The 20,608-nt window shown below is 43.9% G+C and carries 27 protein-coding genes, 1 tRNA gene and 2 pseudogenes; 5 read left to right on the top strand and 25 right to left on the bottom strand.

Annotated elements, in window-relative coordinates; all coding sequences use genetic code 11:
* Positions 1-12: 12 nt before the first annotated feature.
* The 3 genes from MKP07_RS16480 to MKP07_RS16470 form a co-directional block, all read right to left on the bottom strand.
* Positions 13-85: transfer RNA gene (locus MKP07_RS16480), tRNA-Lys, on the bottom strand.
* Entirely contained in the window at positions 76-312 is a 237-nt protein-coding gene (locus MKP07_RS16475) for a hypothetical protein (protein WP_240848156.1), read from the bottom strand. The genes MKP07_RS16480 and MKP07_RS16475 overlap by 10 nt, the downstream gene beginning before the upstream one ends.
* The gene (locus tag MKP07_RS16470) at positions 303-605 is read right to left on the bottom strand and encodes a DUF3347 domain-containing protein (RefSeq protein WP_240848155.1); all 303 of its coding nucleotides are present in this window, start codon (positions 603-605) and stop codon (positions 303-305) included. The genes MKP07_RS16475 and MKP07_RS16470 overlap by 10 nt, the downstream gene beginning before the upstream one ends.
* Before the next feature lie 279 nt (positions 606-884).
* Here MKP07_RS16470 and MKP07_RS16465 point away from each other — a divergent pair, with 279 nt between their 5' ends.
* The 4 genes from MKP07_RS16465 to MKP07_RS16450 all read left to right on the top strand — a co-directional run bounded on the left by MKP07_RS16465 (position 885) and on the right by MKP07_RS16450 (position 2,855).
* On the top strand, positions 885-1,061 hold the full coding sequence (locus MKP07_RS16465) for an ATP-binding cassette domain-containing protein (protein ID WP_240848154.1): 177 nt from the start codon (positions 885-887) through the stop codon (positions 1,059-1,061).
* A 77-nt stretch (positions 1,062-1,138) separates the two neighbouring features.
* The gene (locus tag MKP07_RS16460; protein ID WP_240848153.1) at positions 1,139-1,393 is read left to right on the top strand and encodes a hypothetical protein; all 255 of its coding nucleotides are present in this window, start codon (positions 1,139-1,141) and stop codon (positions 1,391-1,393) included.
* A gap of 11 nt (positions 1,394-1,404) precedes the next feature.
* Entirely contained in the window at positions 1,405-2,667 is a 1,263-nt protein-coding gene (locus tag MKP07_RS16455) for an ABC-F family ATP-binding cassette domain-containing protein (protein ID WP_240848152.1), read from the top strand.
* Positions 2,664-2,855, top strand: coding sequence for a hypothetical protein (locus tag MKP07_RS16450; RefSeq protein ID WP_240848151.1), 192 nt, complete (start codon positions 2,664-2,666; stop codon positions 2,853-2,855). The genes MKP07_RS16455 and MKP07_RS16450 overlap by 4 nt, the downstream gene beginning before the upstream one ends.
* Before the next feature lie 14 nt (positions 2,856-2,869).
* On the opposite strand, the pseudogene MKP07_RS16445 reads toward MKP07_RS16450, so the two are convergent.
* From MKP07_RS16445 to MKP07_RS16395, 11 genes and pseudogenes are all read right to left on the bottom strand, one after another.
* Positions 2,870-3,239, bottom strand: a pseudogene (locus tag MKP07_RS16445) (molybdopterin-binding protein).
* Positions 3,240-3,332: 93 nt separating this feature from the next.
* Positions 3,333-3,769, bottom strand: a pseudogene (locus MKP07_RS16440) (cyclic pyranopterin monophosphate synthase MoaC).
* Positions 3,770-3,901: 132 nt separating this feature from the next.
* Positions 3,902-4,336 (bottom strand): molybdenum cofactor biosynthesis protein MoaE, encoded by a 435-nt coding sequence (locus tag MKP07_RS16435; RefSeq protein WP_240848150.1) that lies wholly within the window; start codon positions 4,334-4,336, stop codon positions 3,902-3,904.
* A gap of 10 nt (positions 4,337-4,346) precedes the next feature.
* The gene (locus MKP07_RS16430; RefSeq protein ID WP_240848149.1) at positions 4,347-5,471 is read right to left on the bottom strand and encodes a HesA/MoeB/ThiF family protein; all 1,125 of its coding nucleotides are present in this window, start codon (positions 5,469-5,471) and stop codon (positions 4,347-4,349) included.
* 3 nt (positions 5,472-5,474) lie between these two features.
* A complete protein-coding gene (locus MKP07_RS16425) occupies positions 5,475-5,711 on the bottom strand; it encodes a MoaD/ThiS family protein (protein WP_240848148.1) in 237 nt (78 codons plus the stop codon).
* A gap of 8 nt (positions 5,712-5,719) precedes the next feature.
* A complete protein-coding gene (locus MKP07_RS16420; protein ID WP_240848147.1) occupies positions 5,720-6,106 on the bottom strand; it encodes a molybdopterin-binding protein in 387 nt (128 codons plus the stop codon).
* A 163-nt stretch (positions 6,107-6,269) separates the two neighbouring features.
* Positions 6,270-6,887 (bottom strand): sulfite exporter TauE/SafE family protein, encoded by a 618-nt coding sequence (locus MKP07_RS16415; RefSeq protein ID WP_240848146.1) that lies wholly within the window; start codon positions 6,885-6,887, stop codon positions 6,270-6,272.
* A 105-nt stretch (positions 6,888-6,992) separates the two neighbouring features.
* The gene (locus MKP07_RS16410) at positions 6,993-7,190 is read right to left on the bottom strand and encodes a hypothetical protein (protein WP_240848145.1); all 198 of its coding nucleotides are present in this window, start codon (positions 7,188-7,190) and stop codon (positions 6,993-6,995) included.
* Between the two features lie 165 nt (positions 7,191-7,355).
* Positions 7,356-8,168, bottom strand: coding sequence for a molybdopterin molybdotransferase MoeA (locus MKP07_RS16405; protein ID WP_240848144.1), 813 nt, complete (start codon positions 8,166-8,168; stop codon positions 7,356-7,358).
* Between the two features lie 33 nt (positions 8,169-8,201).
* The gene (moaA, locus tag MKP07_RS16400; protein ID WP_240848143.1) at positions 8,202-9,182 is read right to left on the bottom strand and encodes a GTP 3',8-cyclase MoaA; all 981 of its coding nucleotides are present in this window, start codon (positions 9,180-9,182) and stop codon (positions 8,202-8,204) included.
* A gap of 2 nt (positions 9,183-9,184) precedes the next feature.
* A complete protein-coding gene (locus MKP07_RS16395) occupies positions 9,185-10,018 on the bottom strand; it encodes an MOSC domain-containing protein (protein WP_240848142.1) in 834 nt (277 codons plus the stop codon).
* Between the two features lie 72 nt (positions 10,019-10,090).
* On the opposite strand from MKP07_RS16395, the gene mobA reads away from it, so the two are divergent.
* Positions 10,091-10,672 (top strand): molybdenum cofactor guanylyltransferase, encoded by a 582-nt coding sequence (gene mobA, locus MKP07_RS16390; protein WP_240848141.1) that lies wholly within the window; start codon positions 10,091-10,093, stop codon positions 10,670-10,672.
* Positions 10,673-10,693: 21 nt separating this feature from the next.
* Here the strand turns inward: mobA and MKP07_RS42625 are convergent, their stop codons facing one another.
* The 11 genes from MKP07_RS42625 to nirB form a co-directional block, all read right to left on the bottom strand.
* Positions 10,694-10,855, bottom strand: coding sequence for a rubredoxin (locus tag MKP07_RS42625; RefSeq protein ID WP_394803577.1), 162 nt, complete (start codon positions 10,853-10,855; stop codon positions 10,694-10,696).
* 14 nt (positions 10,856-10,869) lie between these two features.
* On the bottom strand, positions 10,870-11,409 hold the full coding sequence (locus MKP07_RS16385; protein WP_240848140.1) for a hypothetical protein: 540 nt from the start codon (positions 11,407-11,409) through the stop codon (positions 10,870-10,872).
* Positions 11,379-12,200 carry a hypothetical protein gene (locus MKP07_RS16380; protein ID WP_240848139.1) on the bottom strand — a complete coding sequence of 274 codons (822 nt, stop codon included), beginning with the start codon at positions 12,198-12,200 and terminating at the stop codon, positions 11,379-11,381. Before MKP07_RS16380 ends, MKP07_RS16385 begins: the two co-directional genes overlap by 31 nt.
* On the bottom strand, positions 12,200-13,189 hold the full coding sequence (locus MKP07_RS38780; RefSeq protein WP_317235841.1) for an FAD-dependent oxidoreductase: 990 nt from the start codon (positions 13,187-13,189) through the stop codon (positions 12,200-12,202). The genes MKP07_RS16380 and MKP07_RS38780 overlap by 1 nt, the downstream gene beginning before the upstream one ends.
* On the bottom strand, positions 13,183-14,643 hold the full coding sequence (locus tag MKP07_RS38775) for a molybdopterin dinucleotide binding domain-containing protein (protein ID WP_317235840.1): 1,461 nt from the start codon (positions 14,641-14,643) through the stop codon (positions 13,183-13,185). The genes MKP07_RS38780 and MKP07_RS38775 overlap by 7 nt, the downstream gene beginning before the upstream one ends.
* Positions 14,565-15,782, bottom strand: a complete 1,218-nt coding sequence (locus MKP07_RS38770; RefSeq protein WP_262919335.1) for a molybdopterin-dependent oxidoreductase — start codon at positions 15,780-15,782, stop codon at positions 14,565-14,567. Before MKP07_RS38770 ends, MKP07_RS38775 begins: the two co-directional genes overlap by 79 nt.
* Positions 15,783-15,928: 146 nt before the next feature.
* On the bottom strand, positions 15,929-17,137 hold the full coding sequence (locus tag MKP07_RS16365; protein ID WP_240848138.1) for a NarK family nitrate/nitrite MFS transporter: 1,209 nt from the start codon (positions 17,135-17,137) through the stop codon (positions 15,929-15,931).
* 50 nt (positions 17,138-17,187) lie between these two features.
* Positions 17,188-17,595, bottom strand: a complete 408-nt coding sequence (locus tag MKP07_RS16360) for a hypothetical protein (protein ID WP_240848137.1) — start codon at positions 17,593-17,595, stop codon at positions 17,188-17,190.
* 163 nt (positions 17,596-17,758) lie between these two features.
* Complete coding sequence (gene nirD / locus MKP07_RS16355) at positions 17,759-18,001, bottom strand: nitrite reductase small subunit NirD (protein WP_240848136.1); 243 nt, start codon at positions 17,999-18,001, stop codon at positions 17,759-17,761.
* A gap of 58 nt (positions 18,002-18,059) precedes the next feature.
* Positions 18,060-18,962: a nitrite reductase large subunit gene (locus tag MKP07_RS16350; RefSeq protein WP_240848135.1), complete on the bottom strand. Its 903-nt coding sequence runs from the start codon at positions 18,960-18,962 to the stop codon at positions 18,060-18,062.
* Complete coding sequence (nirB, locus tag MKP07_RS16345; RefSeq protein ID WP_240848134.1) at positions 18,899-20,554, bottom strand: nitrite reductase large subunit NirB; 1,656 nt, start codon at positions 20,552-20,554, stop codon at positions 18,899-18,901. The genes MKP07_RS16350 and nirB overlap by 64 nt, the downstream gene beginning before the upstream one ends.
* Positions 20,555-20,608: the final 54 nt, after the last annotated feature.

The following is a 20,608-nucleotide window of genomic DNA, read 5'->3' as shown; positions in this document are numbered from 1 at the left end:
TGATGCGCTTAGTGACCCCGCAGGGACTCGAACCCTGGACCTACTGATTAAGAGTCAGTAGCTCTACCAACTGAGCTACGGAGTCGGTATTTTATTTAACGGCCGTATCCGCACCGAAAAATTGATTTTTTCTTTGGTTTCTCCGCAATTTAACATGGTTGCGCCATATTTAGGATCTTTGGCACCCAGGTATGGATTGATCACTTTTTCTTCGGCACTCAACCAGTTCCCGATTGTATTTTCGCCAAAAGCCATCGGGCATTCCTGCCAATACACGATACCCTGGTCGTATTTGATGGTGATCAGCAACATATGCAGGTTTTCAGAAAGATCCTGCAAAGCCCTTCTTTTCTCTTCCCAGGTGCTGCCTTGTTGGATCGCCGATAAACTATTTTTACTGTTATCCAGCGGGAATAAAGCCGTTTCGTAAATACTGGAGTCTTTTTCAGCTCTTCTACTTTAAATTCACCGATAGCTGCCTGTAAATCAGAGGCGGCTTTGTTAACAGCAGTTGAATCCCAGTTTACAAAAGCACCGGACAGCGCATAATAGCTGGTTAAAACAGCGGTTACGGATTGATTAAAAATATCGCTATGCGCACTCACCGAAAGGGATTTCGGCGCCTCTTTTTAGGTTCCTCCTTTTTAAAGGCATATTTATATACGAAAAACGCTGCTACCAGCACTAAAATAACCAAAAATAGTTTTTTCATGTAGGATTCTTTATTGCTTTTGGCCACATAGTATAAACGATAAAAATTATCATCACTGTGAAATAAATTAGCTCAATAATTTTTATGTTTATTTCATGATAAGGCTTAAGTTACTGCCTGCATTTGCTAATTTTGCAGGCTCAATTCATCAAAAATAGTAAAAATATAGATTATGCTGGCAGGCTTACAAAATGTGACGTTTGAATTTGGCGCAAGAGTAATTGTGAAAGATGCAACCTGGCACATTCAGCCCAATGAAAGAATAGGGCTAATAGGTTATAACGGAACGGGAAAATCAACCTTATTGAAGCTGCTTACGGGGGCTTCACCCCGTCGAAGGGTACGGTAGAAAAAAGCCGCGACACCAGCATCGGCTACTTACACCAGGATCTTTTAAGCTTTGATACCAATGAATCGATCCTCCAGGTGGCGTTGGGCGCCTTTGAAAGAGTGATTCAGCTGGAAAAGGAAATTGAGGAACTGGGCAAGGAGCTGGAGCGCACCGGTGATGAAAAAACATTGCACGAGTACTCCGATAAGCTACATGAGATGGATACATTAGACGGATACAATATTCATCATACTACCGAGGAAATATTACAGGGCCTTGGATTTACGAATGCAGACCTGCAAAGACCCTATAAAGAATTTAGCGGGGATGGCGGATGCGCGTATTGTTAGCAAAGATGATATTGGCTAAACCAGATTTATTGCTGCTGGATGAGCCTACCAATCACCTTGATCTTCCTTCTATCGAATGGCTGGAAAAATACCTGCAACATTACCAGGGCGCCGTAGTAATCGTTAGCCACGATAAATACTTCCTGAACCGGATGGTTACCAAGATCATCGAACTGTATCAAAAAGAGCTGCATGTTTATAATGGCAACTACGAATTCTACGAAACGGAAAAGGAAGTGCGGGTAGAAATGCAGCAAAAGGCTTTTGAAAATCAACAGGATTATATCAGGCAGAATGAACGGTTAGTGGAGCGCTTCCGCGCTAAAGCCAGCAAGGCTGCCATGGCACAGAGCATTATGAAAAAGCTGGACAAGCTGGACCGGATTGAAGATGTAAGTGTGGAGAGACCCAATATCAGGATCAATTTCAGGGTGGATAAAACACCAGGAAAAGTACTGGTAGAATTGGATGATATCTCCAAATCGTTTGGAGAACATACCATACTCGATCATGCCAAGGCAGAAATTGAGCGCGGTGACAAGATCGCTTTGATCGGTGCGAACGGAAAAGGAAAATCGACCCTTTTAAGAATTATTGCCGGTATTGAACCTATAGAAGGGGACCGTAAATGGGGACACAATGTAGAGGAAAGCTTTTATGCACAACACCAGCTGGAATCGCTGAACCTTAACAATACCATTTTGGATGAAATGCGCAGTTGCGGCGCTCAGATGACGGATGCCGAATTGAGAACGCTGTTAGGATGTTTCCTATTTAGTGGAGATGATGCCGATAAAAAGATCAAAGTATTGAGCGGTGGAGAAAAAGCCCGTGTAGCATTGGCTAAAACAATGATCAGTAAGGCCAACTTCCTGATGCTGGATGAGCCTACGAACCACCTGGATATGCATAGCTGCGACCTGCTGATCGATGCTTTAAAAAAGTACGAAGGCAGCCTGGTGATCGTGAGTCACGATCGTCACTTTATTTCTAAAACTGCTAATAAGATCTGGGAAATCGTCGACCACCAGATCAAGGAATTTAAAGGCGGATATGACGAATGGGTAGCATGGAACGAGAGAATGGCCGCACAGGCGAAACAGCTAGCCGCATCGAAGAAAGATGAGCAAAAGGCCAATACGGCACCTGCCCCTGCACCGGTTGTTAAAGAGAAACCGGTAGAAGCTGCTTCAAAAAACCAGGCTATTAATAAAGAGCAGAAAAAGAACTGCAAAAACAACAGCGCCAGTTTCAGCAGGCAGAAGAAACATTGAATAAAAACAAGGCCTTATTAAAAACCCTGGAAGCAAAATTGGGAGACCCGGCGATTTATGCGGATAAGGATAAGTTTAGAGAAACAGAACAGGCTTATAAAAAAGCGGCGGACGAAAACAAACAACTCGAAAAAAATTACGAAGAAGTATTTACACTATTGATGGAACTGGAAGAGAAAGCAGGGTAATTTCCCTGCTTTCCTCAATGTCTCATTCCCTTTGCAATTTTAAAAAGGTGCAGTACATAAGGGAATAAGGCATCCATGGTTTCTTCTGCGCCACGGGTAGAGCCGGGAAGTGTGATCACCAATGAATCGCCTATGAAACCAGCCACCCCTCTCGATAGCATCGCATAAGGCGTTCTTTGCTGACCATAGCTACGGGCGGCTTCCATAATACCCGGTATTTCTCTATCCAATAAGGGCTTTATCGCATCGGGTGTTACATCCCGGGACTTAGCCCCGTGCCCCCGTAAATAAAATCAACTGATAGCCTTCGCCTGCCAACGACTGGGCTCTTTGCGCAATCAACTCTTTTTCATCTGCAATGATTTCATAGGCTGTTGCAGTGATATTATTTTGTTGCAGCTTTTTTAAAATCGCCCTTCCACTTTTATCTTCTTTGTCACCCGGCCACGCTATCAGAACAAACGACCACCGCAGATTTTATAAACCCTGCATCATCTTTAAAATCTGACTTCCCACCCTTTTTTCTTCCAGCCGGATATTGGAGATCGACACTTCTTTATCAACCGGCTTGAGCATATCATACATAGTTAAAGCCGTAATAGCCGCGCCATGCATGGCTTCCACTTCTACACCGGTTTTATAAATCGTATGCACTGTAACGCTTATAACAATATCCAATCCGTATATCCTATGGTTAATTGCCGCATACTCCACCGGTAAGGGATGACAGTCGGGGATAACATCGCTGGTTTTTTTATAGCCAGCAGGCCTGCAGCACGAGAGAATTCAAAGACATCTCCTTTCGGAATCGCCCGGTTATTAATAGCATCAATAGTCTCCTGCTTCGACACTGTTAATGTGGCTATCGCAACCGCTCTCCTTAAACTGTTTGATTTAAAAGTAATATCAACCATATTGAAATATTAGATCACAAATTTATATCGACACTACTAGCTTCTAATGAACGAAACCATACACATTCATCTTTCTATCCACCATTACCTGTCCCCTGCCAACTCTCCTCCCGGTCATCTATCAACCATCAACTACCCTTCCTTATTCACTTTCCATTGGTGCGTTTCATCGTCAAACACCTCTTTCCCCCAAACAGGTAATTCGTTTTTAATCAGCTCTACCAGTTCGGCACAGGCATCAATAGCGGCCCTCCGATGCGGAGCCGATGTGAATACAAAAAGGCATAATTCACCAGCCTTTACCTCTCCCAGGCTATGATGCACATGCATACAGGTTAGCGCATACTTTTCAAAAATAGCCTCGCGTATCTCCTGCATTTTTTGCAGCGCCAGTTCCTGATAGCTGGTATATTCAATTGCTGATACTATTCGATCGTTAACAATATCTGCTCTTACCTGCCCTAGAAAAATATCGTGCGCGCCAATACTGGTTTTAGCAGCATGCTTTTGAATACTGTCTGCTATGAAGGCTGTGCTTATAGGCCCTTCAACAAAAATATTTTTCACTTTTTTTCGCTCATAATAAAGACGACTGTGTTTGCTGCCAGTTATTGATACCGCCCTTCAGGCTGTACACGTTTAATTGATCATCCAGCCTGTTCAATAATTGCACAGCTTTCATACTACGCTTACCTGAAGCACAAAATAAAACAATGTTATGCTGCTTTAGCTCTTCTACTCTGTCTTCCAGTTCAGCCAAAGGAATATTAATATGTGAAAATCCTTTTAACAGCGGCTGTTCTCCGGCATTACGTACATCTACAAACACAGTATCCTTTCGCTGCCACCATGCTGTAAAAACAGAAGGCTCTATCTCGAATACATTTCCTGTTGTACAACCCTCATCATATTCGAAATCATAAAGCTCATTAGCTGTATCCGGCAGCAACTGGTCTACTTCCGTATCAGGAACTATAACAAACTTATGCACCTGCTGGCTTAGCATGTCATAAGTAAGCAGCTCTCCCGCGCAAACCGTCCCGACCCCTGTTATCATCTTCACTACTTCTGCCGCCATCATGGTTCCGATAATTGCAGGCAAAACGCCTATTACACCGGCCTCATTACAATTGAACACTTCATCGTTTGCCGGTTGCTGTGCAAAAACGTCCCTGTAATGAACTGCGCGGGTTTGCCCTTCGGCGACACGCCAGTTAAATACAGACAACTGGCCCTGGTATTGCGCAATAGCGCCATATACAAAAGGCTTACCCAGCATTACGCAGACATCGTTAACAAGATAGCGCGTAGGAAAATTATCGGAGCCATCTACTATCATATCATAATCCGCAATAATGCCAGGAGCGTTTTTGTTAGTAAGCCGCTCCCCATATTGCGTGATCCGAATGTCCGGGTTTAGCTTCGACAGGTGTTCAGCCGCCACATTTGCTTTGGGTTTGCCTATATCACCTGTTTCGTACAAAACCTGCCGGTGCAGATTAGACAAACCAACGACGTCATCATCCACAATACCTATCGTTCCCACGCCGGCACCACACAGATACTGTAAAACCGGACAACCTAGTCCTCCCGCCCCTACCACCAATACACGCGCTGCCTGCAGCTTTTGTTGTGCCGGCATTCCAAAGTCCTTTAAAATAAGCTGTCTTTGATACCTGTTGTAAAATTCCTGTTGATTCATAACCTATCCGCCTGAAAAAGGAGGTAAAAAAGCGATCACATCTCCGTCGGCCAAACTTATGTCTTCTTTTATAATTTTCTGATTGACGGATAATGCATATTTCCTGTCTTTCAATAAAGGAAATTGCGTCCAAAGCTCCTGCTCCAACCCGCGTAATGTACCAGTTGCAGCTACGTCCACGCCTACTGCATTTCCTGCTATCTCAGTAAGCTGCCCAAAAAACAAAACCTGTATCGCCATGTGCAAATTTAATGAACCCTTTTGATGACCATTTTCTTTAAACCCTTTACATATCTTCTGCCGGTTGCATGATCGGTCGTTGATAGCAAAGCTATCCTGTTTGGCATTTGTACACCCGCCTGCCCATCGTAGCCCTCCACCAGGTAAACCTCATCTCCCACACTTGTATTGAACAACTCGTTCCACGAGAACACCACCTTATCGCCATCGCTGGCCTCAGCAACCAGATAACATTCGCTTAACTGCTTAGGTCCGGGGCTCTTAATTTCCACGCTCTCTAATACATCTTTCAGCAAAACCAATTTAAGGTCTTTCAATAGAGACCGGGGCTCTTTAAGATGATTGGTTATACGAAAACTATCCTTTAAATGGGTTCCATATTTGCTCAGATCCATCAGCGAAACAGTTACACTTTTTGCAACTTCGCCTTCAATTACAAAATGATCCGTGGGGTCAATCTTTTTTGCGAAAAAGCCTGTACTGAAATCAACACCCCGAAAAAGATCAATAAAATCAAACGCATCAATTCTTATTTATTTTAGTTAAACAAACAACAGTTTAAAAGCAGCCATTAATAAAACCAGAAAGTATATACTTTAACGCGTTCTGCCTGAATTTAAGCGCGCCGAAATAAGCCCCCAACAAACCACCGGCAAAGGCCACTATCACATATACATACATATCTGTTGTAAAATGTATTCCCCGCGTAAATTGCCCCGCCAATCCTGCAGCTGAGTTAACAAAAATGAATATGGCACTGATGGCTGCGGATTCTTTCATATTGGTCCAACGCAATAATAGCAGCACGGGAGATAGTATAATACCACCTCCAATACCAATAAGGCCGGACAAAAATCCAATAGCGGCGCCAATTAAAACGGCCAGTCCTAATTGATGTTTCTTGTTTTCATCGAACTTTAGTTTGCTGAAAAATAAAAACCGGGCAATAGGTATCAGCAATAAAAGTCCTAATATCTTTTTATAAAAAGCAGCATCTACAATTATCAACCCTCCTAAAAATGCAAAGGGTATAGACGCCAGCGCCAAGGGCAAAAACAGCTTCATTTTAAAATAGCCTCCCCGATAAAACTGCATAAAGGACACTAGCGACACAAACAAATTGAGCAATAATGCTGTTGGTTTCATCACTTCAGCAGCTACACCAAAAATGGCCATTAAAGCCAGGTAACCACTGGCTCCGCCATGCCCCTATTGAAGCATACAAGAATGCTACAATAAATAAACTTACATAAAACAAATACATTAAATCCATGACACTAATTATAACAAATGAACAACAACCTCTTCTCCATTTTCATACAAACGCGCCTCAACACCCAACTCTACGAGGCAATTGGCATGTGCAAAGGAACTTAGCCGGTAAGATTCCTGACCATCTAATATTCTTACGCCCCTACCATCAAACCAGCCTTTCAAAAAATGAGTAAGTGCATGTTGTTTAGTATAACTATTTGCCAAAGGCAGGTTTAGCCTTTTTAGACTCAAAGGTCTTTGTGTAAGTTGCTCTAAAGCAGGTAACACATACATATAAAAACAGGTCAGTACCGATGAAGGATTCCCGGAAGCCCATCACTATTTTACGGTCTTTTTTCCCGAAGAACAATGGTTTACCTGGCCTCTGTTTTATCTTATGAAAGACCGTATCCACATTGCAATCCCCGCTGCCTTTACTACAAAATCATAGTCACCCACACTTACTCCTCCTGTGAGTAAAACCAGATCAGACGCTTCCAGCGCAGCGTGCAGGGTTGTGGTCAACTCCAGCAAATCATCTTTCACTTTATAAACCTGAACGGGCATTAGTCCTGCCTGTTGCAAAACCGCTAAAAGCGTGTAAGAGTTAGACTCATATACCTGCCCGTAACTCAGTGGCTCGCCCGGCTCCTGCAATTCATCTCCTGTAACAATAATTGTAATCGCCGGATCGGGATACACGCTTAACTTGCTAACGCCCATGCCTGCCAAAAATCCAATGGAGCCCGGGGTTAGTTGTGTATTGATTTTTAATGCCAGATCACCTTTTCGTATCTCAGAACCTGCTGACCTCACATTAGCGCCACTAAGCAGCCTCTCCTCTTCGATCAACAATTCGTGAGCAGCTGCCCTTGTTTTCTCTTGCATGATAACAGTATCAGCTCCTGAGGGAATGGGGGCGCCAGTGAAGATCCGGATCGCTTCACCTTTTGCTACAGACTTCTGTTTAGCGGCACCGGCTGGCATTTCTCCGTTTATTGTCAGTGGTATGCCATAGCTCCAGTCATCAAAACAAAAGGCATAGCCATCCATAGCTGATTGAGCAAAAGCGGGCACATCTGCTTCCGCATGGATATCCTCGGCCAACACTTTCCCCAGTGCATCTTTTAACGGAACCCATACCGGGGCCAAACGAATGGTATTTGCCGCCACCAATTGCCGGGCAGTTTCCACGCTAATCATTACTTCTATTTATATCTTGATTTAATCTGTAGTCTAGCCTCCGATGGCGATCATACTCCTGTTAAAAACCTCATCAGCTTTCAGGGTTTCAAAATTCTTATTGAACTGACCGCCCAGCTCCATTGCTTTTGCAGCTATATTATTTTTTATGAGCCGTTCCAGATCTGCACCAGTTCTCAGGGCCGATAATACATCTGTTTCATCCTGTGCAAACAGGCAGTTTTTCAATTTTCCGTCGGCTGTAAGCCTTATGCGGTTACAGCTGCTGCAAAAAGGCGCACTCATAGTACTGATGACAGAAAAGGTACCCTTATGCCCGGGCACTATATAAGCTTTTGCGGTCTCATGTACGCCTGCTTTCAAAGGAAGAAAAGAATATCTGTCCGAAATGCGCTCCAGCATTTGCTGCCAGGTAAACACCTTATTGCCGGTCCAGCGATTACCTGCAAAGGGCATAAACTCGATAAAACGTACGTGTACCGGAACCTCTTTTGTCCATGCTACAAAATCAAGCAGTTCGTTATCGTTTAACCCAGCCATTACCACAACATTGATCTTAACATGCATACCGATGTCTAACATCAGCCCTATATTATCCATTACCCGGTGAAAGCTATCCCGGCGGGTGATCATTTGAAATTTTTCAGCCTGCAATGTGTCCAGGCTGATATTAATCGAATTGATTCCCGACTCTTTGAAAACATCAATAAAATCATGTAACCGAACACCGTTGGTTGTAAGCGACAGCTTTACGGGGAGCTTCGACAAAGCGCTGATAATAGCTCCGGCATCTTTCCTAACCAAAGGTTCACCTCCTGTTAAACGGATCTTGTTCACACCCAGCCCTACAAATATTTTTGCCAACCGCTCAATTTCATCTGCCTGCATTAAAGCGGCCTGGGGCGTAAAAGCATAGTCCTCCTCGGGCATACAGTAAAAGCAACGAAAATTGCAATTATCCGTAAGAGAAATACGCAAATAATTATGAACACGATTGTATCGATCAATAAGCATTATTAAAATAAATAAGGTTGTCGCTGCATTACTTTTAACTCATCACCTATTCTTAAAATCCCCTCGCCCTTATATAAAATATTCTGACCAAAATAAAGTTTATTATTAAGCTGTCTGTATTTATTCAGTGTCCGCAAAGGCTCCTTTCCTTTAAGACCGGTTTCCTGGTCAATAGTTGTCACCACACATCTTGCGCAGGGCTTCACCGCCGAAAAACTGACACTATTGATTACAACTTCTTTCATCGTATCTTCTTCAAAGGCAGCACCTCCTGAAAAAACAATATTGGGTCTAAACCGGTTCATGGGCAACCATTGATCCAGCCTGTTGTTCAAATCATTTAAAGAGGACTGTCCTATCATTAAAACAGGAAAGCCATCAGAGAACGCCGCAATCTCCTGGTGACGGGCATATATGGGGTCTACTTTTCGCTCCACTTTATCGGGCATATACACCAGGCGGCAGTTTCTATCCAGCTTCTTGCTGAACCAATCATTAATGGGCCCATTCATTAATAAGCCTTCACTTGCATCATCGAAAAGGATCACATCAACCCGATCTCCTTCAGACGGGTAAAGGTCTAATTGCAATAGGCTGGCACTATCTCCTTTTTCAAAAACAATTAATTGGTTACCACAAATAACCGTATGCAACAAGGCCATCTTTGCCAGTTCGCGCTGCGATATAAACCGGTTATTATCATCAATCAATACAAATCGCCGGTCGTTCTTTAATCCCCTGTCTGTGAGCTCCACTTCGTCGAGCAAAATGCCGCCCAATGATTTAATAGGGTATACATATAAATGACTTACCGATAGCATGATATGAAAGTACAATTTTCTTGTTTACAGGACTGGCTTTGTTTTAAAGAATAACTAATTTTATCACACACTAATAATGAACCAATCATGACAGGCATTATACTTTGTGGAGGATTAAGCACTCGAATGGGCAGTGACAAAGGGCTGATAAAAACAGAAGTAACGAACTGGGCTACGGATGCAGCCAGGAAATTACAAGACCTTGGCATGCTTGTAAAAGCTTCAATCAACACTTTACAGGAGCATCATTATACTAATGGCCTGCCTGGAGTTGATTTAATAACTGACAATATAACACTTCCCGTAAAAGGACCATTACTGGGACTTTTAAGTGCTCATATTGCTAACCCAACAGAAGACCTGTTCGTGTTAGCCTGTGATATGCCTTTAATGGAAACAACTTTACTCAAAGAACTTTACAACCTATACCAGAAAACGGATGCGGAGGCTTTCATTTTTACCAACGAAGGCGAAGCAGAACCCTTATGCGCTATATACACTTCAGCCGCCCTTCAAAAAATAATGACGATGCTGCAGGAAGGGCAACTTACAAGGTTCAGTATGAAATTCACACTGGACAACCTCCGGTTGGCTACACTGCCCCTAAAAGAGGATCAAAAGAAATACTTCCGGAACTTCAATGCACATGCTGATTTGAATGGATTGTAGATCATGGCTCATAGAGTACATCTATTGACTATTGACTATTGACCATTCACAGCTCCTCCGCCACTTCCAACGAAACCCGTTTAAAATCTTTTTTGGCGCTTCACAAACAGGGCAACAATAGCTATCCGGTACTTCCCTAAAGATCGTACCCCGTTCAATTCCCTGATCTGTGTCGCCATACACACTATCATAAACACTCAGGCAATGCGTGCATTGAAACAGTGCCGCCCCGGATCCTTTTTTAAAAGGTTGCTAGCTGGCAAAGGTTCGGGTATAACAAGCTGCTGCCCTGCCTTCTGTTTGTAATACCACAAAACCGACCGCTGTAACTCAGATGCCAGGTACCACCGTGGAATATTGCTGACAAACACCGTCTCGGTTCGTTCATTGGGATTAAAATCTTTTGCGCACAATATATCATATACGTGGATAAACCCTCTTCCAAACAAGCGCAACAGTGATTTCCTCCGGATAAGGACACTACTGAATATTTCGCTTCCTTTTCTTGTTTTAATACCAATACAAATCCCAAAAGTACGGGCATCCATTGCGTTCAATTGACGAACTAAATGCGCCTTCAACCTTTTGGCACTATAATCATTATCTTCTACCTGGAAATTGAGCTCATTGGCAGCGTGGCGCATATTGATCTTATGCTTATCCAGCAAATCACTCCACCAATGTTTGTCCTTTTCTTCAATTCCCTTTATAATAATAGACTTCCAGGGGTTGAGCAAAGCTGACCGATTTTGGTGCTTAAACACAGCTGGCAAAGCTCTTTCAAGAAAGCGATAGAGAACATCTCATTACGCCTATATACGCCCAACCAATATTTATTGTTGTGCCGGTTAAAGCCTTCATAATAAGGCAGGTTAAAGGAGGGCAAACTCATACGCTCAGTAACCGCCTGGGTAATATAGCTACCCTTTTTAATAATATCAAACAAAGCGTCTCCCTCTATTGATGGGTTATTTAAAAATGCCCGGGTATCACTAAGAATAATGGCTTCTATATCGCGGGAAAGTCTTGCCACATCATTCGTGTAGACCATTTCGTTCCACTCAAAGACGGTATTGGTTTTGGGGAAACGAATAAACAGGTGCCAGAAATGAGGATTCCCTTTTGATGCCACCCAGTTAATATTCCCGGTGAGCAAAGGTGTAAAACTCTGATTACTATCTGACACATTGATCTTTAACCGGGGACGATGATCCAATTCGTCTAATATATCCTTATACACACCTTCGCTCAGCCAGCTATTGTTAATAAAAACCTCTTCCGCCGGATAAGAGCTTACTATATTCGGATGTTCATCTTTATCTACTTCGCAGGCAATACCAGATTGCATCAAACCTTCTGCTATTATTCCCACCAGGTTCTCCTCCACATCAATCAGCAGTTGCTGCCGTAAACCAAAGCCCACCTGCTTCACAGCCGCTTTAGAAGCCACATTGAGAATCTCCAGCAACTCACCGGGAGAAACGATTCCACCTTTGCAATTGACTTTTATGGTATAATAGCCTTTCATTATGCGCTTATTTGCCGGGGTTCCTTATTTTCAACAGGAGAAAGTTCCAATGTCTTTTCCAGGATGGCTTTCACTTCGGGGCGGCAGCTACCGCACCCCATACCAGCGCCGCTTAACTGGCATAGCTGCAAATGATCCTTACAACCTTCCTGTATTTTATTCAGCAGGTTGCCTTCTCCTACATTATTACAACTGCATACCAGTTTACCAATAACCGGCTCCGCTGCTTTTCCCGAACGAAGTAACTGCAGTCGCTTTTCGCTTAACTCTATACAATTTTCGATCAGACTGCGATACTCCAAAAATTCATTCTTGTCTCCTATTAATATGGCGCCAATCAAACGGTCATTATGAATAATACATTTTTTATAGTACCGTTTGGCCTTATCGATAAAAACTACTTCTTCATAAGCCGGATCATCCGGACATTCTACTTCGCCTAAAGAGCAAAGATCTGTTCCATGAATTTTGAGGATATTCATCAATAAAGATCCCTGGTAGAACTGAGCTATATCACCATTCATATACCGGGCTACTATTTCTGCCTGCTGCTCGGCTGCTGCAGTAATACCGTATAGTGAGCCTTTAAACTCCGCAATCTCTCCTATTGCGAAAACAGAAGGATCATTGGTTTGCAGGTAATCATTCACCACCACACCCCGCTTGCATTCCAAACCGCTCTCTCTTGCTATTTCAATATTAGGAGTAGTACCAATGGCAATCACCACCGTGGTGCAATGAATCGTTAACCCACTCTTAAGCTTAATACCCGTTATCGCGGCTGTACCCAGGAAACGTTCTATCTCATCATTATAATACACATCAACGCCCTTGTCGGCCAACTCTTCCTGGAGCAACTGACTACCTAAGGGGTCTAATTGCCGGTTCATTAAACGAGAGGTCCGTTGAATCACAGTGGACTCAACATTGATCTCCCTTAAAGATGCCGCCAACTCAATACCTAAAAGCCCACCACCCACAATTACCACTCTCCCGGGTGTTTCCCGGTATGTTCTAAAAACCGATCAGCATCATAACGGTTACGCATAGTGAAAATACCTTTCATGGCTGGCACATCGCGCAACATAGCGGAGCGGCTGCCGGTAGCCAGGACCAATATATCATAAGCGTGTATTTGTCCATTGCTGTCGGTTACTGTTTTATCCACTCTATTTATAAAGGTTACACTAACACCCCGGTGCAATTTTACATTATAAGCATATTCTTCTGCATCGGTCATTTTAACCAGGTTATCCCATTGCAATGTTCCCGTAATATAATCAGGCAATAACACCCTGTTATAAAACGGGAATGCCTCTTTACTGAAAACTACGATCTCATCATCTGCATTAATATTCCGATAAGATTTTACAAAGCCACAAGCGCCAGCGCCTGCACCTACTACTATTATTTTTTGTTTCGGCTTCTTATAAAGGCTCACCTCCACAGCCGTAAACTTAAAATCCGGCTCCTTACTCTTTGGATCGAGCAGGTTATTGGTAACATTGTTAGCCCGGTTGAGATCACTATTCAATATCTTACCCCAATGCATGGGTAAAAACACTACTCCCTTCTTGATATCCTCAGAAAGCTTTGCTTTTACCTGCACTTCACCACGAAGACTTTTTACAACAACCAGGGCATGTTCCTTAATACCCCTTTCCAAAGCATCATCGGGATGTATTTCCAGGAAGACTGATGAAATATGCTGCTTGAGCTTATTCACTTTCCCGGTCTTACTCATCGTATGCCACTGATCCCGTATACGACCTGTAGTTAGTATCAATGGAAAATCAGAATTTAAAACCTCTGACTTATTGGCATCGTCGAACGAATGAATGATAGCCTTTTTACTCGCTGTATAAAACTGATGATCAGCAAACAGCCTCTTAGTCCCCAGCGACGCTTCATCTCCCTCGCGGGCATTGGCATGAATAGCTGTGTAAGGCCATTGTACGGTTAGCTTTTCTTTCAGGATGCTGTAATTCAGCGAACTCATATCTACATTCGTGCCACGGGTTAGTGCGGCATGTTCTGCAAAAATCTCAGCAGCATCATTATAATCAAAACCGCTAAAGCCCATTTTTTGCGCAAACCGGCAAATGATCTCGGCATCAGGTAGCGCTTCACCCGGGCCATTGGTGATCTTATTGAGGTAACTCACCCGGCGCTCGGCATTGGTCATCGTTCCTTCTTTTTCAGTCCAGGCGGCAGCGGGCAAAATAACATCGGCGTACTGCAATGTCTCCGGTTTATTGCTTACTTCCTGAACTACCACAAATTTCGCTTTCTTTAATGCTGCTTCTGCTTTTCTTGCATCGGGTAAACTAATCAGCGGATTGGTACATAGTATCCATATCGCTTTCAATCGCCCTTCATCCAACGCTTCAAACATTTCGGTAGCCGTAAGGCCCGGTTTTGCCGGTATCCGGCCTTTAGGCACTCCCAGAAAGCTTCTACTTCGGCTCTGTGCTGTTCATTCGTCAAATCGCGATGTGCCGGCAACAGGTTCGACAATCCGCCGACTTCTCTCCCTCCCATAGCATTGGGCTGACCGGTAAGAGACAGCGGTCCCGATCCCGGCTTTCCGACGTGACCGGTGATTAGGTTCAGATTGATCAGGGAAAGGTTTTTGTTTACCCCCACTACGCTCTGGTTCAACCCCATCGTCCACATGGTTATAAAACCTTTGGCGTTACCAATGTAAGATGCTGTTTCCCATATCAGCGACTCCTCTACCCCGCAGATAGAAGCCGCTTCGGCTACCGTTCTTGCAAAAACGATATCCCTGTATTTTTCAAACCCTTCCGTATGATGCTTAATAAATTCAGCCTCTACATCACCATTTTCTATCAAAGCCCTGCCAATAGCATGATGCAGTGTAATATCTGTCCCCGGATTTAATTGAAGGTGAACGTTTGCGATAGAGCAGGTTTGCGTTTTACGCGGATCGCTTACAATAATTTTAAGCTGCGGACTCTTTTCACGGGCAGCTTCAACCCTGCGCCATAATATCGGATGGCACCATGCAGGGTTGGCTCCCGCCACAAAAATAACATCGGCTACATCCAGGTCATCATAGCTCACCGGCACGCTGTCTTCCCCCAGGCTCATCTTGTATCCCACCACCGCACTGCTCATGCACAACCTGGAATTGGTATCAATATTATTGCTGCCAATAAATCCTTTGATGAGTTTATTGACCACATAATATTCCTCGGTCAGGCATTGTCCGGAAGCATAAAAAGCTACTGAATCCGGACCATACTTTTCTATAAAGGTTTTAAATACGGCCGCAGTACGTTCCAAGGCCGCGTCCCAGGATACCCGCTGCCGGGGCTGGTTACGACCATAACGCATTTCAGGATAGAACAACCTGTCGCTGGCATCATTCACGGTGTAATGCAGGTTCATGCCCTTGCTACATAACATGCCCTTATTTACAGGATGTTTTTCATTGCCGCTTACCATTAACCGCCCCAGCTTATCCTTCGCCACTTCAATACCACAGCCCACTCCGCAATAACAACAGGTGGTCGTATTTTTATTATGGTCAGGAAAATAAGCGGGAGGATTGTTCATTATATTTCTCTGTTTAAAACAAGCAATCGTCAGAGGTCATTGATATAAGAGTAGCTGCTATGCTATAGGTTCTAATGCAACCACAGGCTCATTAACTGGTTTCACCTTCGCAAAACGGGTTAACAAAACAATAAGGGATACCAGCACTACGATAACACCGATATAACTAAAAGCCTGGGCATATGTAATAGACGGACTTTTAAATAAAAAACCAAATAGCATACCACCCAGGTTGCCACCGCGCCAACCACACCACTTACAAGCCCTACATTTTTTTCGTTAATAAAAGGAGTAATGGCATAGGTAGCACCATTCGCCATTTTCAGAAAAAGTGCGAAAGACAGCATAGAGATAATCGCTAATGGTAAAGAACCGGCCCTTGCGAACAATATCAGCCCGATCCCCTCCAGCAATAAAACCCCGGCGAGCAAAATACCTTTTCCGCGCATGCCATAAGCTTTTCCTATCCTGTCAGCAAATATGCCGCCGAGGGCCCGCGCAAATAAATTCATCAATCCAAATACACCGGCCCAAAAACCGGCAGTACTTTGGTCCAGCTTGTACTCCTGCACAAAATGTAAAGCTGCTATATTATCAAATGTAATCTCCATGCCAAAGCACATAGCATAAGCCAGTGTCAAAGCCCATATTCTCCAGTCCTTTAAAACACTGTAATCTGTTTTACCTTTTTCTTTTACTCTTTCTATTTCGTCGAAATTACCCTCGGGCGTGTCTTTGGTATATTTAAAATAAAGAAATGCCGCAATCAACATCATCAGGCCAGGAAAGATCATGGCCTTGCGCCAGGCTTCATCACTGGTATAACCAGCCGCAACAATAGCTGCAAATATTAATGGCATTACGATATTGGTTACGCCACCACCGAGGTTACCCCAGCCGCCGGCAACCGCATTGGCTGTTCCTTTAATGTTAGATGCAAACATCATAGATGTGTGAAACTGTGTAATAACGAAGGATGCGCCAATAATGCTGATAGCAAGGCGAAATAACAGGAAGCTGGTATAACTCTCTGCCAACCCCACGCACATCACAGGTATTGCTCCAATCAGCAATAAAGCAGTATATGTTTTTCTCGGGCCCCAGGTATCGCATAAGCGACCAATCAATAACCTTGCAACAATGGTCCCGGATACTGAAGCGATAACAATATTACCAATTTGCGACTTATCAAGATGCAGGCTTTCTTTGATTGTCGGCATCAGAGGCGCCAGGCCAAACCAACCGAAAAAACAAACAAAAAAAGTAAACCAGGTTATATGAAAAGTACGCATTTGTATTCCCTTAAAGGAAAACACGTTCAACTTACTAAGTGGCTTTGTATTGATAGAGCTCATAATAGATCGGTTTATAAATTATATAGATGAATAGCGTTAAGAGGTTGTATTTAGAACCGGTAGCCGGCGCCCACACCTATATTCCATCGCCCATCAGCAGCAGCTGTTTTTGCGTTATAATATACCGGTACCTGCAAGGCCAGGTGCTTATACGCAAAGCTTACACCAGCACCCAGGTTGGGTGTAACCGGTGAATTCTTTTTTGCGCCGACAGCGACTTTATCTTCTTTGATCCGAAGTGAGGGTAACATACCCAGTGTTATTACATAAGGCTTGTTGACAAATTTGATACAAGGTCCGCCGAAGTTGATGAAAGCGCCTTTATCAACATAGCCGGCGATCACCATACCATCCCAGGCTACGAGTACTGGTTTAGGAGCAGGTGTTTGCGCCCAACCAGCGTTAGAAAGGATTAGGGACGATACCAGCGTGATTAATGGTTTAAATAGTTTTCTCATTTGCTTTGGGTTTAGGTATTGGGAGAAATTGTGTCGTGCTGATATTCGCTGGCAACAAGCTGATCGATACCTGTTACATTGATGTACACTTCGCCCTCTGCTACGCGCACATCATAAATATTGATATTACTGCAGGCCTCATCATTAAGACAATGCCCGTCTTTTAAGGAAAAAGTTTTTTATGGAAGGGACAAGCCACTTTAGGCTCTCCCTGCTGGGAACCCAGCATGCCACGGCTTAACGCCATTTGTTGTTTGTGCGGACATAAATTTTGAGAAGCGTACCACTCATTTCGATGGGTGAAATAGTACAGTGCTATCTGATGCTCGCCGTATTTTACACATACACCACCATTATGCGGCATATCCTGCACACTGCATACGTGAAACCAGTTTTGATTGGACATAGATGAATAGTTTTAGAGATAGTTGTTAATGAAAAAGGAAGTGATGCTTTTGTAACGATTACCAGGTTGCAGCCTTTTTCTGATCCCGCATGGCCTCAAATTGTATAGTAGGATCTTTTTCTTTGGGTGCATTAATGAAATGAGTAAACTGGCTTCTAAGCTCAGGTGTTTCCACCACGTTCTTCCATTCGCATTGATAAGCATCTACCAACAGCTGCATTTCCCGCTCGAGCTCTTGGCCAATACCTAAGCTATCATGCACCACCACGCTACGGAGATAGTCGATACCACCTTCCATTTTATTCAACCAGGTAGCAGTGCGGGTAAGAGGGTCTGCCGTTTTAATATAAAACATCAGGAAGCGATCGATGTATCGGATGCAGGTTTCCGAATCAAGGTCGGTAGCCAGTATTAAAGCATGTTGTGGCTTGGAGCCGCCATTCCCGCATACATAAAGGTTCCAGCCTTTTTCGGTAGCAATAATTCCAAAGTCTTTTGATTGCGCCTCTGCACATTCCCTGATACAACCCGATACCGCCGACTTTAATTTATGCGGGGAACGAAGGCCGCGATAACGCTCTTCAATACGAATAGCATAGCTCACACTATCGTGCAAACCAAAGCGGCACCAGGTGCTGCCTACACAGCTCTTAACTGTACGCAGTGATTTTCCGTAAGCATGTCCGCTTTCAAAGCCCGCTTCAATTAGCTCTTCCCAGATGGAAGGCAGGTCATTTAAATGAGCGCCAAACATATCAATACGCTGCCCACCGGTTATTTTGGTATACAGGTTATACTTCTTAGCTACCTGTGCAATGACCAGTAATTTATCAGGTGTTATTTCACCTCCGGGAATGCGAGGTACAACGGAATAGGTTCCACCTTTTTGAATATTTGCTAAGAAACGGTCATTCGTGTCCTGCGATGTAGCACTTTCTTTTTCACGATCAACTCGTTCCATAAGCTCGCCAGTATGGAGCTCACAGCGGGGCGACAGGTTTCGCATCCATCCCCTTCGCCTAATGCATCCAATACTTCATCGAAGCTGTGCAGGTCTCTTAACTTTACCAGGTCGTAAAGCTCCTGCCTTGAGTATCCAAAATGTTCGCACAATACATTACGCACTAATTTACCCTGCTGCTTCATGGTATGCACCATGATATCTTTTACCATGGGTGCGCATCCTCCGCAACCGGTGGCCGCTTTGGTACATTTCTTTACAGCATCTACGGTTTCGCAACCTTCCTGGGTTACCGCATTACATATATCCAGCTTGGTTACACCCTCACAGCTACAGATCAATGCATCATCGGGCAAGGCTACCACGCCGGCTCCCGCATCGCCGCCACCTTCTTTAGCCTTTATGATCAGATCCATCGGATCTGGAGGCAACGCCATTTTATTTTTACAGATCTGCAACAACATATTATAGGCATCAGCATCTCCAACCAAAACACCGCCTAACAATTCCTTACCATCATTGGAAAAGTTGATCCTTTTGTAAACACCCCGGTGATTGTCCCTGAAAACAATAGTTCTCGCTTCCTCCCCAGATATAAACGGATCGCCGAAGCTGGCTACATCAATCCCTATCAGTTTCAATTTAGTACTCATATCAAAACCAGGAAATTGCTTGGCGGCTCCTGCCAATTGTGTAGCCACTACATCGGCCATTTCGTACCCCGGCGCTACCAGGCCGTATATCATTGAGTTGTGCAAAGCACATTCTCCGATCGCAAAAACATGCTCGTCACTGGTGATCATGTGGTCGTTTACCACGATACCGCCTCTCGGCCCTACGGTCAGTCCACAGGCACGCGCCAGTTCATCTCTGGGTTTAATGCCTGCAGAGATCACCAGCATATCCGTACTTAGTATAGTACCATCGGTAAAGATCATCCCCTTGATGGTTTCATTACCCAGGATCGCCGCCGTGTTTTTACCGGTATGGGTAGTTATATTCAGTTCTTTTAATTTCTGGATCAATATTTCCGAACCCGCTTCATCAACCTGGCGAGGCATTAAACGCGGGGCAAATTCAATTACGTGCGTATCCTTAATGCCCAGATCCAGGCAAGCTTTGGCAGCTTCGAGTCCCAACAAACCACCCCCGATCACAACAGCAGTTTTGGCAGTGGCTGCATGTCGCCAGATCATATTAAGGTCTTCGATCGTACGATACACGAAAACGCCATGCTTATCCACTCCCGGGATGGGTGGTACAAATGCGGCAGAACCTGTGGCCAACACCAGGTAGTCATACTGAAGGGTAATTCCTTCGAAAGAGGTTACGGTTTTCTTTGAGCGATCGATATCCTGTACAGGGTCGCCTAATCTCAGGTCAATCCCATTTTCTTGATACCATTTCACCGGCTGCAGCGTAAGATCTTCCACCGTTTTCCCGGCGAAATAAGAACTAAGGTGCACCCGGTCATAAGCAGCCAGGGTTTCTTCACCAAACACAGTTAATTGCAGATCAGGAATTCCTTTAGAGAGCAGTTTTTCGCAGAACTTTTGGCCCACCATGCCATTTCCAATAACAACAACTTTCATAAATGTCGTTTTTTGATTTAGAAAAATAGCAGGCAATCTTTATATTAAAAATTA

The organism is Paraniabella hibiscisoli, assembly GCF_022512515.1.
Lineage (GTDB): Bacteria > Bacteroidota > Bacteroidia > Chitinophagales > Chitinophagaceae > Niabella > Niabella hibiscisoli.
This window is presented reverse-complemented; position numbering and strand designations above follow the sequence as displayed.